Source organism: Actinokineospora fastidiosa (assembly GCF_014648415.1).
GTDB lineage: Bacteria > Actinomycetota > Actinomycetes > Mycobacteriales > Pseudonocardiaceae > Actinokineospora > Actinokineospora fastidiosa.
The window spans coordinates 486,172-499,259 of record NZ_BMRB01000003.1 but is presented as its reverse complement, the minus strand read 5'-3'; the positions used below and the strand labels follow the sequence as shown (position 1 = coordinate 499,259).

Annotated in this window: 14 protein-coding genes; 11 read left to right on the top strand and 3 right to left on the bottom strand. The window is 70.5% G+C overall.

The features are described from left to right. Positions 1–3 precede the first annotated feature (3 nt). The 10 genes from clpS (at position 4) to IEY98_RS21220 (ending at position 5,776) form a co-directional block, all read left to right on the top strand. Positions 4–303: an ATP-dependent Clp protease adapter ClpS gene (clpS, locus tag IEY98_RS21265; RefSeq protein ID WP_189212315.1), complete on the top strand. Its 300-nt coding sequence runs from the start codon at positions 4–6 to the stop codon at positions 301–303. After that, positions 300–857, top strand: a complete 558-nt coding sequence (locus IEY98_RS21260; protein ID WP_189212314.1) for a DUF2017 domain-containing protein — start codon at positions 300–302, stop codon at positions 855–857. Before clpS ends, IEY98_RS21260 begins: the two co-directional genes overlap by 4 nt. Further along, entirely contained in the window at positions 854–1,792 is a 939-nt protein-coding gene (locus IEY98_RS21255; protein WP_229787136.1) for a P1 family peptidase, read from the top strand. Before IEY98_RS21260 ends, IEY98_RS21255 begins: the two co-directional genes overlap by 4 nt. Before the next feature lie 45 nt (positions 1,793–1,837). After that, the gene (locus IEY98_RS21250) at positions 1,838–2,302 is read left to right on the top strand and encodes a M67 family metallopeptidase (protein WP_189212313.1); all 465 of its coding nucleotides are present in this window, start codon (positions 1,838–1,840) and stop codon (positions 2,300–2,302) included. 66 nt (positions 2,303–2,368) lie between these two features. Next, positions 2,369–2,641 (top strand): MoaD/ThiS family protein, encoded by a 273-nt coding sequence (locus IEY98_RS21245; RefSeq protein ID WP_189212312.1) that lies wholly within the window; start codon positions 2,369–2,371, stop codon positions 2,639–2,641. A 6-nt stretch (positions 2,642–2,647) separates the two neighbouring features. Then, positions 2,648–3,598: a PLP-dependent cysteine synthase family protein gene (locus IEY98_RS21240; RefSeq protein WP_189212311.1), complete on the top strand. Its 951-nt coding sequence runs from the start codon at positions 2,648–2,650 to the stop codon at positions 3,596–3,598. Positions 3,599–3,692: 94 nt separating this feature from the next. Further along, complete coding sequence (locus IEY98_RS21235) at positions 3,693–4,559, top strand: helix-turn-helix domain-containing protein (protein WP_229787134.1); 867 nt, start codon at positions 3,693–3,695, stop codon at positions 4,557–4,559. Continuing rightward, positions 4,528–4,704, top strand: coding sequence for a DUF397 domain-containing protein (locus IEY98_RS21230; RefSeq protein WP_308425914.1), 177 nt, complete (start codon positions 4,528–4,530; stop codon positions 4,702–4,704). The genes IEY98_RS21235 and IEY98_RS21230 overlap by 32 nt, the downstream gene beginning before the upstream one ends. Before the next feature lie 51 nt (positions 4,705–4,755). Continuing rightward, the gene (locus IEY98_RS21225) at positions 4,756–5,373 is read left to right on the top strand and encodes a nucleotidyltransferase domain-containing protein (protein ID WP_189212309.1); all 618 of its coding nucleotides are present in this window, start codon (positions 4,756–4,758) and stop codon (positions 5,371–5,373) included. A 4-nt stretch (positions 5,374–5,377) separates the two neighbouring features. Continuing rightward, positions 5,378–5,776, top strand: a complete 399-nt coding sequence (locus tag IEY98_RS21220; protein ID WP_229787132.1) for a hypothetical protein — start codon at positions 5,378–5,380, stop codon at positions 5,774–5,776. Here IEY98_RS21220 and IEY98_RS21215 read toward each other — a convergent pair. Next, a complete protein-coding gene (locus tag IEY98_RS21215) occupies positions 5,761–6,285 on the bottom strand; it encodes a VanZ family protein (RefSeq protein ID WP_189212308.1) in 525 nt (174 codons plus the stop codon). The two genes, IEY98_RS21220 and IEY98_RS21215, sit on opposite strands and share 16 nt — an antisense overlap. Positions 6,286–6,306: 21 nt before the next feature. Further along, a complete protein-coding gene (locus tag IEY98_RS21210; RefSeq protein WP_189212307.1) occupies positions 6,307–6,894 on the bottom strand; it encodes a TetR/AcrR family transcriptional regulator in 588 nt (195 codons plus the stop codon). Positions 6,895–6,963: 69 nt separating this feature from the next. Here IEY98_RS21210 and IEY98_RS21205 point away from each other — a divergent pair, with 69 nt between their 5' ends. Next, entirely contained in the window at positions 6,964–7,998 is a 1,035-nt protein-coding gene (locus IEY98_RS21205) for an aldo/keto reductase (protein WP_189212306.1), read from the top strand. On the opposite strand, the gene IEY98_RS21200 is transcribed toward IEY98_RS21205, so the two are convergent. Continuing rightward, on the bottom strand, positions 7,987–13,044 hold the full coding sequence (locus tag IEY98_RS21200) for an NACHT domain-containing protein (RefSeq protein ID WP_189212305.1): 5,058 nt from the start codon (positions 13,042–13,044) through the stop codon (positions 7,987–7,989). The two genes, IEY98_RS21205 and IEY98_RS21200, sit on opposite strands and share 12 nt — an antisense overlap. Between the last annotated feature and the right edge of the window lie 44 nt (positions 13,045–13,088).

Here is a 13,088-nt window from a genome sequence, read left to right as displayed (position 1 = left end):
GGTATGACCGCGCCCGTCGACATGGAGCAGACGCAGAGCAGTCCCGTCGGTTCCGAGGTGGTGTCCGAGGACAGACCGTGGCAGACGGTCGTCTGGAACGACCCGGTCAACCTCATGTCGTACGTGACCTACGTCTTCCAGAAGCTGTTCGGCTACAGCCGGGACAAGGCGACCAAGCTCATGCTCGACGTGCACCACGAGGGCAAGGCCGTGGTGTCGTCGGGGACCAAGGAGAAGGTCGAGGGCGACGTGGCCCGCCTCCACGCCGCCGGTCTCTGGGCGACGATGGAACACGCCTCGTGAAGCAGTGGACGCGCAAGGGCAAGCTGGTGGTGGCCGTCATCGACCGCCAGGAGGCGGCCGTGCTGCGCGGGCTGGTGTCGCAGATCGACGACATGCTCAAGGCCCGCCAGGAGGACTCCCCGCAGGACGAGCTGGCCGAGCTGACCGGCATCCGCACCGGCCCGACGACCTCCCCGGACGACCCGATCCTGTCCCGGCTGCTGCCGGACTTCCACAAGCTCGACCCCGACAACCCGACCCGCGAGGACATCGACTCCGCGGCCGCGCTGCGCTCGCTGCACGAACCCGAGCTGCTCGACCGCAAGATCGGCGTCGCCGCGGTCGTGATGGACACCTGCCCGATGTACGGCGGCGAGGTGCGGCTCAGCGACGAGCAGGCCGACGCCTGGCTGGCCGCGCTCAACGACGTCCGCATCGCCCTCGGCACGGCCCTCGAGGTCAGCGAGGACACCCCGGACGAGCTGCCCGACGACGACCCCCGCGCGCCCAACATGGCCGTCTACCACTGGCTGACCTGGGTGCAGGAGTCGCTGGTCCAGGCCCTGTCGGCGTGATCGGCGGCGTCCGGGTGGGCCACCACCACCGCATCGGCGACGGCTGGGCCACCGGGACGACGGTCGTGCTGTTCCCCGAGGGGACCGTCGGCGGGGTCGACCAGCGCGGCGGCGCGCCCGGCACCCGGGAGACCGACCTGCTGGCCCCGGAGAACCTGGTCGAGCGCGTCGACGCGGTCTGCCTGTCGGGCGGCAGCGCATACGGCCTGGCCGCCGCCGACGGCGTCATGCGGTGGCTGGGGGAGCGCGGCCAGGGCTTCCGGGTGGGCGCCGAGCCGCACGAGGTGGTGCCGATCGTGCCCGCCGCGGTGCTGTTCGACCTGCCCCGCTCGGACTGGGGCAACCGCCCGGACGCCGCGTTCGGCTACCTGGCCTGCGAGGCGGCCGCGGAGGGCCCGGTCGAGCAGGGCTCGGTGGGCGCCGGGGCGGGGGCGCGCACGGGCTCGCTGAAGGGCGGCGTCGGCACGGCGTCGGTCCGGGTGGGTGAGATCACAGTGGCCGCGCTGCTGGCCGTCAATGCCCGGGGCGAGGCCGCCGACCCCATGACCGGGGAGCTGTACGCGGCGTCGGTCGCGCCCGGGGAGTTCCCGGAGGCGCCCGGCAGGCCGGGGGCGCTGTCCGCGCCCGCCGCGTCGGACCTGAACACGGTCATCGGCGTCATCGCCACCGACGCGGCCCTGACCAAGGCGCAGTGCCGCAGGCTGGCCATCTCCGGGCACGACGGCCTGGCCCGCGCCCTGCGCCCGGCGCACTCGCTGTTCGACGGCGACACCCTCTTCGCCGCCGCCACGGGCGTGCGCCCGGCGCCCGACGCGGCGGGCTTCGACGGGCTCTGCGCGGCGGCGGCCGACGCGGTGGCCCGCGCGGTCGGCCACGGCGTCCTGGCCGCGTCCACCGTGGGTGACCTGCGCGCATACCGCGACGCGTGGCCCTGACGTGCCCTCTCCCACGGACTGGGAGCACCCCATCCGCGCAGTAGGATGGGCGTCGTGCTGCAGATCCGCCGAGACCTCGTGGACGCGATGGTGGCCCACGCCCGCCGCGACCACCCGGACGAGGCATGCGGCGTGATCGCCGGTCCGGAGGGCTCCGACCGCCCCGAGCGGTTCATCCCGATGCTCAACGCCGCGCGTTCGCCCACGTTCTACGAGTTCGACTCGACCGATCTGCTGCGCCTCTACCGCGACATGGACTCCCGTGACGAGGTGCCGGTGGTCATCTACCACTCGCACACCGCCACCGAGGCCTACCCGTCGCGCACGGACATCTCCTACGCCTCCGAACCCGACGCGCACTACGTGCTGGTCTCCACCCGCGACCCCGAGGTCCACGAGCTGCGGTCGTACCGCATCGTCGACGGCGTCGTCACCGAGGAGCCCGTCGAGGTCGTCGAGTCCTACCGGTTCGCCCACACCGGTCCTGACGACGTGCCCGAGCGCGGCTAGGAATACCCGCCGTTCCGCGGGCGTTTTTCCTTATCGAATCAGCGTTATCCAACCGGAGGTTCCCCCATGGCCGTGACCGTCTCGATCCCGACCATCCTGCGCACCCACACCGGCGGCGAGAAGACCGTCTCCGCGGCGGGCGCCACCCTGGCCGAGGTGATCGACAACCTGGAGGCCAACCACGGCGGCCTCAAGGCCAGGCTGGTCAAGGACGGCACCCTGCACCGCTTCGTGAACGTCTACGTCAACGACGAGGACGTGCGCTTCGCCGGTGGCCTGGAGGCCAAGGTGGCCGACGGCGACAACGTGACCATCCTCCCGGCCGTCGCGGGCGGCTGATTCCCCATGGCCAGGTACGACTCACTGCTGCACGCGCTCGGCGACACGCCGCTGGTCGGCCTGCCCCGGCTGGCGCCCGCCGAGGGCGTGCGGCTGTGGGCCAAGCTGGAGGACCGCAACCCGACGGGGTCGATCAAGGACCGTCCGGCGCTGGCCATGATCGAGGCCGCCGAGCGCGACGGTCGGCTGGCGCCCGGCTGCACGATCCTGGAGCCGACCTCGGGCAACACCGGCATCGCCCTGGCGATGGCCGCGAAGCTCAAGGGCTACGGGCTGGTCTGCGTGATGCCGGAGAACACCTCCGAGGAGCGCAAGCAACTGCTCCAGGCCTACGGCGCGCGGATCGTGTACTCGCCCGCGGCCGGTGGCTCGAACGAGGCGGTCCGCCGCGCGAAGGCGCTGGCCGAGGAGCACCCGGACTGGGTGATGCTGTACCAGTACGGCAACCCGGACAACGCGATGGCGCACTACCGGTCCACCGGCCCGGAGATCCTGCGCGACCTGCCGTCGGTGACGCACTTCGTGGCGGGCCTGGGGACCACGGGGACGCTGGTGGGCGTGGGCCGGTACCTGCGCGAGCACAAGCCGGACGTGCAGATCATCGCCGCCGAGCCCCGTTACGGCGAGCTGGTCTACGGCCTGCGCAACCTGGACGAGGGCTTCGTGCCGGAGCTGTACGACCCGGATGTGCTGACCGGCCGCTATTCGGTGGGCTCGTACGACGCATTGCGGCGGACGCGGCAACTGCTGGAGGTGGAGGGCATCTTCGCGGGCATCTCCACCGGCGCCATCCTGCACGCGGCGCTGGCGGTGGCCGAGAAGGTCGCCGGGACGGGCGAGTCGGCCGACGTGGTGTTCATCGTCGCGGACGCGGGCTGGAAGTACCTGTCGACCGGGGCGTACTCGGGCTCGCTGGACGAGGCCTCGGAACGGCTCGACGGCCACCTCTGGGCGTAACCGCATTAGCCCGTTGCCGGTAGGAAACGCTTCTTGTCGGTGATTCTCTTTGTTTGAGCGGGAAGCCGCCGAGCGCGTTGGCTAGCGTGGATGAGTGCCGAAATCCCCCAAGACCTTCGCGCTCGGCAGCGCCCTGCGCGCTGCCCGGCAGAACAATGACATCACCCTGCGGGACTTCGCGGGGCAGATGGGCGTCGACCCGGCGATGCTGTCCCGCTGGGAGACCGGCTACCGCACACCGAGGCCGGACCAGGTAGCCCGCATCCTGGCAACCCTGGGCGTCGTCGGCGAGCAGTACCAGGACATCATGACCCTCGTCCAGGCCAGTCCGGCCGACCAGTGGATCGCCACGACCCTCCCGGAACGCCGACAGCAACTAGCCGCTTTCGTCGAATACGAGCAGAACGCGGCCACCCTTCTCGAACTTTTGCCCACAATGATCCCCGGTCTCCTGCAAACCACGGAATACGCGCGGGCGATGATGGTGCGCGCAGGACTCTCCGCGGCGGAGGTCGAGGCCCGAGTAGCGCTCCGGAACCGCCGCAAGGAGGTGATCCTCCGGCCGATTCCGGCCCACTACACGGCCCTGATCGGCCAAGCCGCGCTGTACCAGCGGATCGGCGGAGCCAAGGTCCTCCACAACCAGCTCCGCTACCTGCTCACGCTGGGCAGGCGCGCCAACATCGAGCTGCGGATCCTGCCCTTCGACGCCGATTGGTACCCCGGGTTGGACGGCTCCTTCCACGTGATCTCCGGTGTTAACCTGATCAAGAGCGTGTTCATCGAGACCGGACGCTCCATGGTCTGGCTGCACAGGCCGGAAGACGTGAACGCCTACCGGCAGGCGGCGGAAGCCAGCCTCCGAGCTGCCCTGAGCATGGACGACTCGCTGCGTCTGGTCGCCGCTCTGGTGCAGCGAACGGAGGCCCGTGGTGACCGATTGGCGCAAGTCGACCCATAGCGTGAACGGCGCAAGCTGCGTCGAACTGTCCAACACCCTCGACGCCATCCGCGACTCGAAGAACCCTGAGGGGCCGGTGCTTCGCTCGGACGTCAGAGCGTTGATCCGGGCTGTGAGGCGACCGCGCTTCCGTGCGCCGCGCTAGCGCGGCAACTATAGTGGGTGTTCGCACACTATAGTTGGCATTGGAGGTCTCGTGGAGCTGGGACGACCGCTGGCGACCGTGACCCCCACTCTCGACGGGGATGTGCTCTTCCTGCTGGCCAGGACCGAAACCGCCCTCACCGTCGGTCAGTTGCGCCGAGTGCTTCCCCAGCGCTCCGCGGAAGGGCTGCGCAAGGTGCTCCGGCGGCTCACCGATCAGGGAACCGTGCTGACAGAGCAGGTAGGCAACGTCTACAGCTACCGGCTCAACCGCGACCACCTCGCCGCCGAGCCCGTTCTCGCGCTTGCCCACATCCAGCAGACCTTCCTGGAGCGCCTGTCGAACCGCCTCGCCAGTTGGCCGACTCCGCCGGTGTACGCCGCCGTGTTCGGCTCAGCCGCTCGCGGCTCGATGACCCCTGACAGCGACATCGATCTGCTTCTGGTGCTGCCGGAAGACGGCGCGCCCTGGGAGGAGCGAGTCGGCGCTCTGGAGGACGAGGTGACCCGGTGGACCGGCAATGACGCCCGCGCGCTGACGTTCACCGTCGCCGACGTCGTCAGCCGCGGGGCTGACGAACCGGTCCTGCGGGACGTCCTCGACCACGGCCTGACCGTGGCTGGAAATTCGGCCTGGCTCGTTAAGCACGTACAAGGAAGGACAGGTTGACCGCGTGCGCACTACCCCGTGCGACGCCCGTATGCGGCAAGGCCGACGGCGCAAGGCAGAACAGTTCTACGCTGCGGCCAGTCTGATCGCCGATCTAGCCGATCAGCACGACGACATCGCAGACGCGTACGTGACACTGTGCGTCCACGCGGGCATCGCAGCGGCTGATGTCCTCTGCTGCGCTGCCTTGGGCGAACACGCCCAAGGCGAGAGCCACAATGACGCGGTCAGCCTGCTGTCCAAGGTCGACCGTGAGGCGAGCAGGCACCTCGGCGCCCTCCTGCGGCTGAAGACGAAGTCGGGATACGGCCACACTCCGGCCACCCCGGACGAGTTCAAACGCGCGGGGCGCGCTGCCGAGTCGTTGATCGACAAGGCTCGTCGGACTCAAACCTCCATGTGACGAGCCGGGGCGCGGTCGCGCCACCACGCCCACGTCACCGCCGCGCCCAGTGTTGCGCCCGTGAAGTTGAGCAGTGCGTCGTCGAACGCGACGACGCGGCCCACCGGTAGCAACCACTGCCCCAGCTCTATCCCCACCGCCACGCACGCGCTTGACAGGGCTACTCGCTTCATCGAGCGCAACCACCGCCATCGCAGTGGGGCGATCATCCCCAGCGGCATCAGCAGGAACAGGTTGCCCACCAAGCGCCAGACCGTGATCTCGTCGTAGGCGCCGAACAGGTCCGCGCCCGGGATCAGGCTCACCGACGTGCGCTCGCCGCCGCCCACCGGGACGAACACCAGGTATGCCACCGGTAGCGCGGCCATCATCACCAGCACGTCCGCCACGATGAGCCGCCACGCTCCCCGGCGTCTCCGCAGTGCCGCCAGCGCGCACGCGAGCACGATCACCACCGGCAACGCGAACAATGTCAGCGGCAGCACGTCGCCGAACAGCCGCCACAGCATCTCCATGTGATCCCCCCGAGATCAATCCTGGCAGACGAACACCCCCGCCCGCGCGGCCACTGCCGCGGCAGTGGCGGCCTGGTCGGCGACCGACGGATCGATGCGCCCCGTCGTCAGCAAGTGGTAGTACAGCGGCGCCGACACCGCCCGGATCACCGCCTGCGCGTCGGTGCCCTCGGGCGCCTCGCCCCGCTCGATCGCCCGCTCGACGCAGGGGGCCCACTCGGCGACCCGGGTGGCGTAGAAGCCGTGCAAGGCCTCCGCTGCCTGCACGTCGCACGTCGCCGCCGCGATGATCGACGTGAACAGCCTGCCCTGCCGGGGGTCGGTCAGCGTGCGCAGCACGAGGTCGGCGTTCGCCCGCAGGTCGCCGAGCAGACTTCCCGTGTCGCTGCGGGGTGACGACTCCTCCGCCATGTCGATCAGCAGATCGGCCACCAACGCGGTCACGCTGCCCCAGCGCCGGTAGACGGTCGTCTTGCCCACATCGGCACGACGGGCGATGTCGGCGAGGTCGAGGTGGGCAAAGCCCTGTTCGGCCAGCGCGTCGCCCGTCGCCCGGAGGACCTGTGCGCGGACGCGTGCGGTCCGACCGCCTGGGCGCGTCATAACGGGACTCCAGTTCCTTTAAGTGTGCTACCTTAACGGCACCACAGTACCGTTAACTGGGGAGGAATCATGGAGCATCGTCGATTGGGCGCGTCCGGCCTGCTGGTCCCCGCGCTGAGCCTCGGCGCGGGCACGTTCGGCGGGCGCGGCCCCCTGTTCGGCGCGTGGGGCGACACCGGGGTCGACGAGGCGCGCAACCTCGTGGACCTGTGCTTGGACGCGGGCGTCACCATGTTCGACACCGCCGACGTCTACTCCGACGGCGCGTCCGAGGAGGTCCTCGGCGCTGCGGTCAAGGGCCGTCGCGACCGCGTCCTGTTGTCCACCAAGGCAACCCTCCCCACCGGCGACGGCCCGGCCGACGCGGGCTCGTCCCGCTCGCGCCTGATCAAGGCCACCGAAGCCGCCCTGCGCCGCCTGGACACCGACTACCTCGACCTCTTCCAACTCCATGCCTTCGACGCGGGCACCCCCGTCGAGGAAGTCCTCGACACCCTCCACGACCTCGTCCGCGCGGGCAAAATCCGCTACCTGGGCGTGTCCAACTTCGCAGGCTGGCAGCTCATGAAGTCGTTGTCCCTGGCCGAGAAGCACCACCACCCGCGTTATGTCGCCCACCAGGTCTACTACTCCCTGATCGGCCGCGACTACGAGTGGGAACTGATGCCGCTCGGCCACGACCAGGGCGTCGGAGCGCTGGTCTGGAGCCCCCTCGGCTGGGGCCGCCTCACCGGCAGGGTCCGCCGCGACCAGCCCCTCCCCGCCACCAGCCGCCTCCACGACACCGCCGACTTCGGCCCACCGGTCGACGACGCCCTCCTGTACGACGTGGTCGACGCCCTGACCGAGATCGCGGCGGAGACCGGCAAGACGATCCCGCAGATCGCCATCAACTGGCTCCTGACCCGTCCCACGGTGTCCTCGGTCATCATCGGCGCCCGCACCGAGGCCCAACTCCGCGACAACCTCGGCGCCGTCGGCTGGCAGCTGACGCCGGACCAGCTTGCCCACCTGGACAAAGCCAGCGCGCGGACCGCGCCCTACCCGTACTTCCCTTACCAGCGCCAGGAAGGCTTCGCCCGACTCAACCCGTCACTGATTTAGCTCAACCAGCAACGCCCGCGCCTCGTCCCGCCCCACCGCACTCCACCGCGCGAGCGCCCGAGCAGCCTTGACCCGGATGTGGCGCGGGACAGCGCTGTCCCGCGCCACATCCCGGGCGACGACGGCCGCCTGCTCCCGGTAGTCGCGGTGCGCGTCCACCATCGCCGTGGCCGCCCGCAATCGAACACCGGGCGGCAGGGCCGCGTCACGAGCCATGTCCTGCAAGGCAATCGCGCCTTCGTAGGGCTCGAACAACGCGACGCACGCGAGCACCTGGACGCGCAGCAGCGGGTTGTCGGTCCTGATCCGGCGAAGCCAGCGCACCAGACCGCCCCGCAGGTCCGGCCGATGCCGGGCGAGCGACCGCGCCGCCTTCACCCGCGTCCCCATCGGCACGTCCTCGTCGTCGATGAGCGCGCGAAGCGCCGCCGCTCCCCATTCCCTGCCCCGCTCACCGAAGCGCATCAGATCGTCGGCGGCCCACCAGCGCAGGGCGGGCAGGCCCGCGCGATCGGTGGCGACGGCGTCCAACACCCGCGCGCCAACCGCCCGGTCCGGCCCCGAGTGATCGGCGAGCACCTTCGCGGCGGCCACCCGCGTGGCCGCTCGGGGCCGGTCGAGCAACTTCCGCACGGGTGCGAGCCCGTCCCGGGCCCGCAGCGCGTAGCGGATGCCGACCAGGTCCCGGTCCGAGAGGCGCGGGTTCGCACACAGCTCCCGCAGACTGTCCGTGACCTCGTCGGCGGGGATCGGGGAGATCTCCAACAGCTGGCGCACCGCCGTAATGCGAGGACGCCACGCGGGCTCGGTGACGATCTGGTGGAGTTCGGTCAGCACGCCTTGCCGGTAGCCCCGCCCGAGCCCGGCCCGAGCGATTCGCGCACGCGGGCCCGTCAGCACGGCCGCAGCGTCCTCAGCGAAGCGAGGCGACAGCTCGGAGAGCAGCGTGGCGGCCTCGACCCGCTCGGACGGCAACGTTTCCGGCGCGACCAACGCCTCCCGCAGCACCTGTTCGGCTTCCACCGCCAGCCTGCGGTTCCGCCACTCACTCACCCCAGCCACCCGCGACCGCAGCGGAGCGGTGGAATCGGCCAGCAACGCGCGGTGAGCCTCGAACTCCTCGATCCCGCTGAGCGAACGGGCCAGCAGACTCCGGTTCTCCGCCGGGACGGTGGGATCGCGCAACAGCGCCACCTTCATCTGCGTCAGATCGACGCGATCGAAGGCGTGGAGGACGCTCAGCCAGCGCAGGGCGCGTTGTCGTTCGGCTCCGGTGTGCGCCGGGTCCTGGATCAAGCGGCGCAGGATGGCGACCGCGGTGTCACGGGACTCGGGGGCGAGCCGTCCCACCCGGGACGCGGCCTCCGCCCGGTCCGCGATGGCCTGGCGTTCATCCGTCATCACGGCCCACACATGGTCCATGCCGCCGGAATCGAGGGTCACCAGGCGGATGATCGCCTCGATCCGCCAGGTGAACCACAGGAACTCGTCGTCGGCCTGGTCGGTCAGCTCGCTGATCGCCTCGCGGCACTGGTCGGGACAAGCCTCCGCCACGATCGTCGCGCAGACCTCGCGAGCGCGACGAGGAAGGTCGGTGTCCGCAATGAGCGCACGGATGACCGGCAACGTTCCCGCGTCGAGGCGGACGCGCTCCCGCACCCGTTCTTCCCACCAGTAGTCGGAAAGGTGGGCGCTGACCGCGAGATCCAGCTCCGGCACCAACTGGGCTTGGTCATCGTTCGACAGGATGTCGAGTTCCGCCAGCGCGGCGGCCAGCAGGTGCATCTCGCGCTCTGTCACCTCCGGGCGCCGCGCGACTTGGAGCAGGGCGTCGGCCAGCTTCCCCCGCGCCGCTGGTCCCAGACCGTCGGACGTGCTCGACAGGAGCGTCAGATTCCGGATCGGAAAGACCAGGAAAACCAGGAGTTCGTACATACCGTCGACTGCCGCCTGATGGAACCTCGGTCCTCGGTGGACGAGCCGTTGAAAGGCGTTGAACCTGGCGTTGGTACAGCGATTCAAGCTGTCTAGATCACGCAAGGCGGCTTTGGCCATGGCGCCGCTGTCGTAACGGTGGTAGGTGTGATCCTGGCCGGAGGACTCCCAAGAATCCACCTCGTGCGGCCCCAACAGCGCGAGCAGTTCGGCGGACGCTCTGCCACGGAGTTCCGGTCTCAGCTCCCGCAGCCTCTGCCATGCGGTCCACCGGTTTCCTGGGGAGCGCCCGGATTCGGCGATCTCCAGCAGGTGCTGGGACACCTCGGCGTGGAACTCGGGCCCGAGATCGGCCAACGCGCTCGCCGCCGACAAACGGTCGCTTGTCCGGGCCGACCGATCGGCGAGCAACCGGGTCAGCAGGTCGACGGACTGCTGCCCGCGTGGCCCGCCGAGAGCGGCGAGCGATCCCCACGCCGATGGGGTGGCCAACTGGAACTGCTGGTCGTCCAACAGTTGGTCGATCAGGTCGTTGACCTCGGCTTGGTGTTCCGGGCTCAACTCAGCGATGATCGAGATCACCCAGTAGAGATCCGAGAACACGTGCACGCTCTTGGCCGAGGCCGTGATCCTGAGCAACTCCAACGCCTGCGCATGGAGTCCGAGGGCGGCTAGGGATCGCGCGCATCGGTAGCGGTCGACCGGGCGTGGGTCGAACTCCCGGGACAACGCCAGAAGACGGTCAATGGCAGCGGATCGTGGGCCGGGGCCCAGTTCGGCGAGGGCATCGCAGGCGGCGATCCGAGCCCAGTAGTCCACTCGCCGGTTGTCGGCTAGTTCGGTGAGGGCGTTGACGGCTTCCTCGGTATGGAGTGGTCCGAGGGATGCCAGGGCGACGGCCGCTTCGCGGATGCCTGCCTGCATGGTGGTGCGCGTGGTCAGGACGCGGCGGAACACCGCGATCGCTCGCTCCTGGTGCTCCACGCCGATCTCGATCAGGCCCGTGGCGGCCTCGACGCACCAGTCGTCGGGGGACCAGGGGTCGTCGATGATTGTCTCGAGGGCGGCGACGGCGTGGGCGCGGCCGTTCGGACTTAGTCCGGACAGGACGACGGCGGCTGGCCTGCTCGTGGCGGCGGTCGCCCTCGGATCGTCGAGGACTGACAGCAACCCGCGCTCGGCGACCTCCTGCTCGTCGCCGCCGCATTCCGACAGTGCCTCTGCGGCGGCGAGCCGGTCGGCGACCGCGATCGTGGTGTCCGTTGTCACCGAACGCAGTAGGGACAACGCTTCCGCGGCTTCGGCGCGCAACCGGGTCGCCAGTGCTGCCGCCGCCTCCACCCGGGACCGCCACGGCGCGGCGTCGTCGCGCATCAGGGCGAGCAGCCAGGCCGCCAGGCCGGGGTGGTGGGCGGCGCGGCTTGCCTCGGCGAGGATGTCGCCTGCCTGGTGCTGGGTCGTCATCGCCCAGTCGCGCACGGTCGCCAGGAACGCGGTCATCGCCTCGGCGCTGGCGGGGATGTGCCAGGCCAGGAGCCGGGCGGCGAGCAGGTGCTCCTCCGCCCAGCCGCTGTGCAGCCACCCGACCAGCCGGTCCGCCTCGGTCGGGTGCAGGTGGGTGTGGTGCAGCAGGACCGCGCGGGCGTGGCGGCCGCGTTCCGGGACACGTGCGACGTGCAGGAGGCGGGCGAAGGCGGGGTGGTCGGCGTCGAAGTGGTCGGGCAGCAGCCGGGCTTCCGCGGTCGCGGCGAGGTGTTCGGCGAAGCTGTGGTGGAGGAAGCGCAGGTCGCCTGCTCGGCGGACGAGTGGGCCTGCGGCGGTCAGGTAGGTCGACAGCTCCTCGGTCCAGTCGGCGGGCAGGTCGGGGACGTGCTCGCGCACCCACTCCTGCGCGGCTGTCGTCAGCGAGGTGTCGGCCTCCAGCCGCACTCGGCCCAGGTGTTCCAGCAGCGGGTCGCAGAAGGGCTGGAACGCCGATCGGACGGTGTGGCCGGAGCGGAGGAACTTCAGGTAGCTCTCGTAGAGCTCGTACTGATTGTCTGGGAGAGGGCGGTTGTCGGTTCGCTCGAAGACGATCGCGGCGATGGTGGCCAGCAGGGGGACCCGGACCAGCTCGTCGAGGTGGGCGGCTCGGACCTGGCGGAGGAAGCGTGAGGCGGCGGGGTCGTCGGTGAACCAGTTGATCGCGAAGCGGCGCAGGGCCTCCTCGTCGAAGGGCTGCAACTCGTAGCGGGCGGCGCCGATGCGTTGGACGGGGGCGAGGGAGGCGCCCTCGATGGGGCGGGTGGTCAGGACCAGGCGGTACGGGGAGTCCGGGGTCGCCCAGCCTGCCAGGACGCGGACCAGGTGGTCTCGTTCGGTGGCGTCGGCGACCTCGTCCAGGCCGTCCACGAGCAGCAGCCATCGGCAGCCCACGACGCGGTCGCCCAGGGTGGCCGCGGTCGGGTGGCAGGCCAGGAGAGCGCCGTACTCGGCTCGGGCGCTCTCGGCCAGGGCCTCGGAGAACGGCAGGGTGAGTCGGGTGGCCAGCTCGCGGGCCGTCAGGCGCAGGGGCACGACCGGCTCGGTCAGCGGCTCCTCGTCGGACGACGCCAGCCAGCGCGCGGCGATGTCCGCTGCCAGCCGCAGGGACAGCGTCGACTTTCCCTGGCCGGGGCCGCCGGTGACGATGAGGTTGTCGTCATCGTCCAGCGCCTTGCGGACCGTGCGGGCCGGTGGGCGGACCGTGAGGCGGATGACGGGGGTCCTGGGTGACTCGGTGAGGTGGCCGCGGGCGTCGAGGATGGGCTCGGGGCGGTGCTGGTGGGTGGACTTCTCCTCCGAGCCGTGGCCGAGGTCCTGGCGGACGTAGACCGTGTCCAGGCTGGGCCGCCGCGCGCCGGGCAGGCGGTAGGGCATTTCTTGGGCCGCCGACACCTGCGCCTGCAGCAGGGACCGCACCTCGTCGGGCGGCGGCGGAAGCGCGCACCAGTCCTCGGGTGGGGTGTGCGCGACCGGAGCCGCGGGCTCGGCGTAGTGGAAGTGCACGTCGCCGTGGATGTCCCTGGCTTGGACGATGGGGCCGTGGATCGCGCCGTCGATGTGGTTGGCGACGGTGCGGTCGGGTTCCACCGGGCTCCCTCGTGGCGCTGTCGTTGCGGTGGGTGATCTTACTT

Coding starts and splice junctions, on each gene's coding strand:
- IEY98_RS21240 (WP_189212311.1), top strand. CDS start 2,648: ATGGCCAGGTACGACTCACTGCTGCACGCGCTCGGCGACACGCCGCTG.
- IEY98_RS21215 (WP_189212308.1), bottom strand. CDS start 6,285: ATGCTGTGGCGGCTGTTCGGCGACGTGCTGCCGCTGACATTGTTCGCG.
- clpS (WP_189212315.1), top strand. CDS start 4: ATGACCGCGCCCGTCGACATGGAGCAGACGCAGAGCAGTCCCGTCGGT.
- IEY98_RS21250 (WP_189212313.1), top strand. CDS start 1,838: ATGGGCGTCGTGCTGCAGATCCGCCGAGACCTCGTGGACGCGATGGTG.
- IEY98_RS21205 (WP_189212306.1), top strand. CDS start 6,964: ATGGAGCATCGTCGATTGGGCGCGTCCGGCCTGCTGGTCCCCGCGCTG.
- IEY98_RS21245 (WP_189212312.1), top strand. CDS start 2,369: ATGGCCGTGACCGTCTCGATCCCGACCATCCTGCGCACCCACACCGGC.
- IEY98_RS21210 (WP_189212307.1), bottom strand. CDS start 6,894: ATGACGCGCCCAGGCGGTCGGACCGCACGCGTCCGCGCACAGGTCCTC.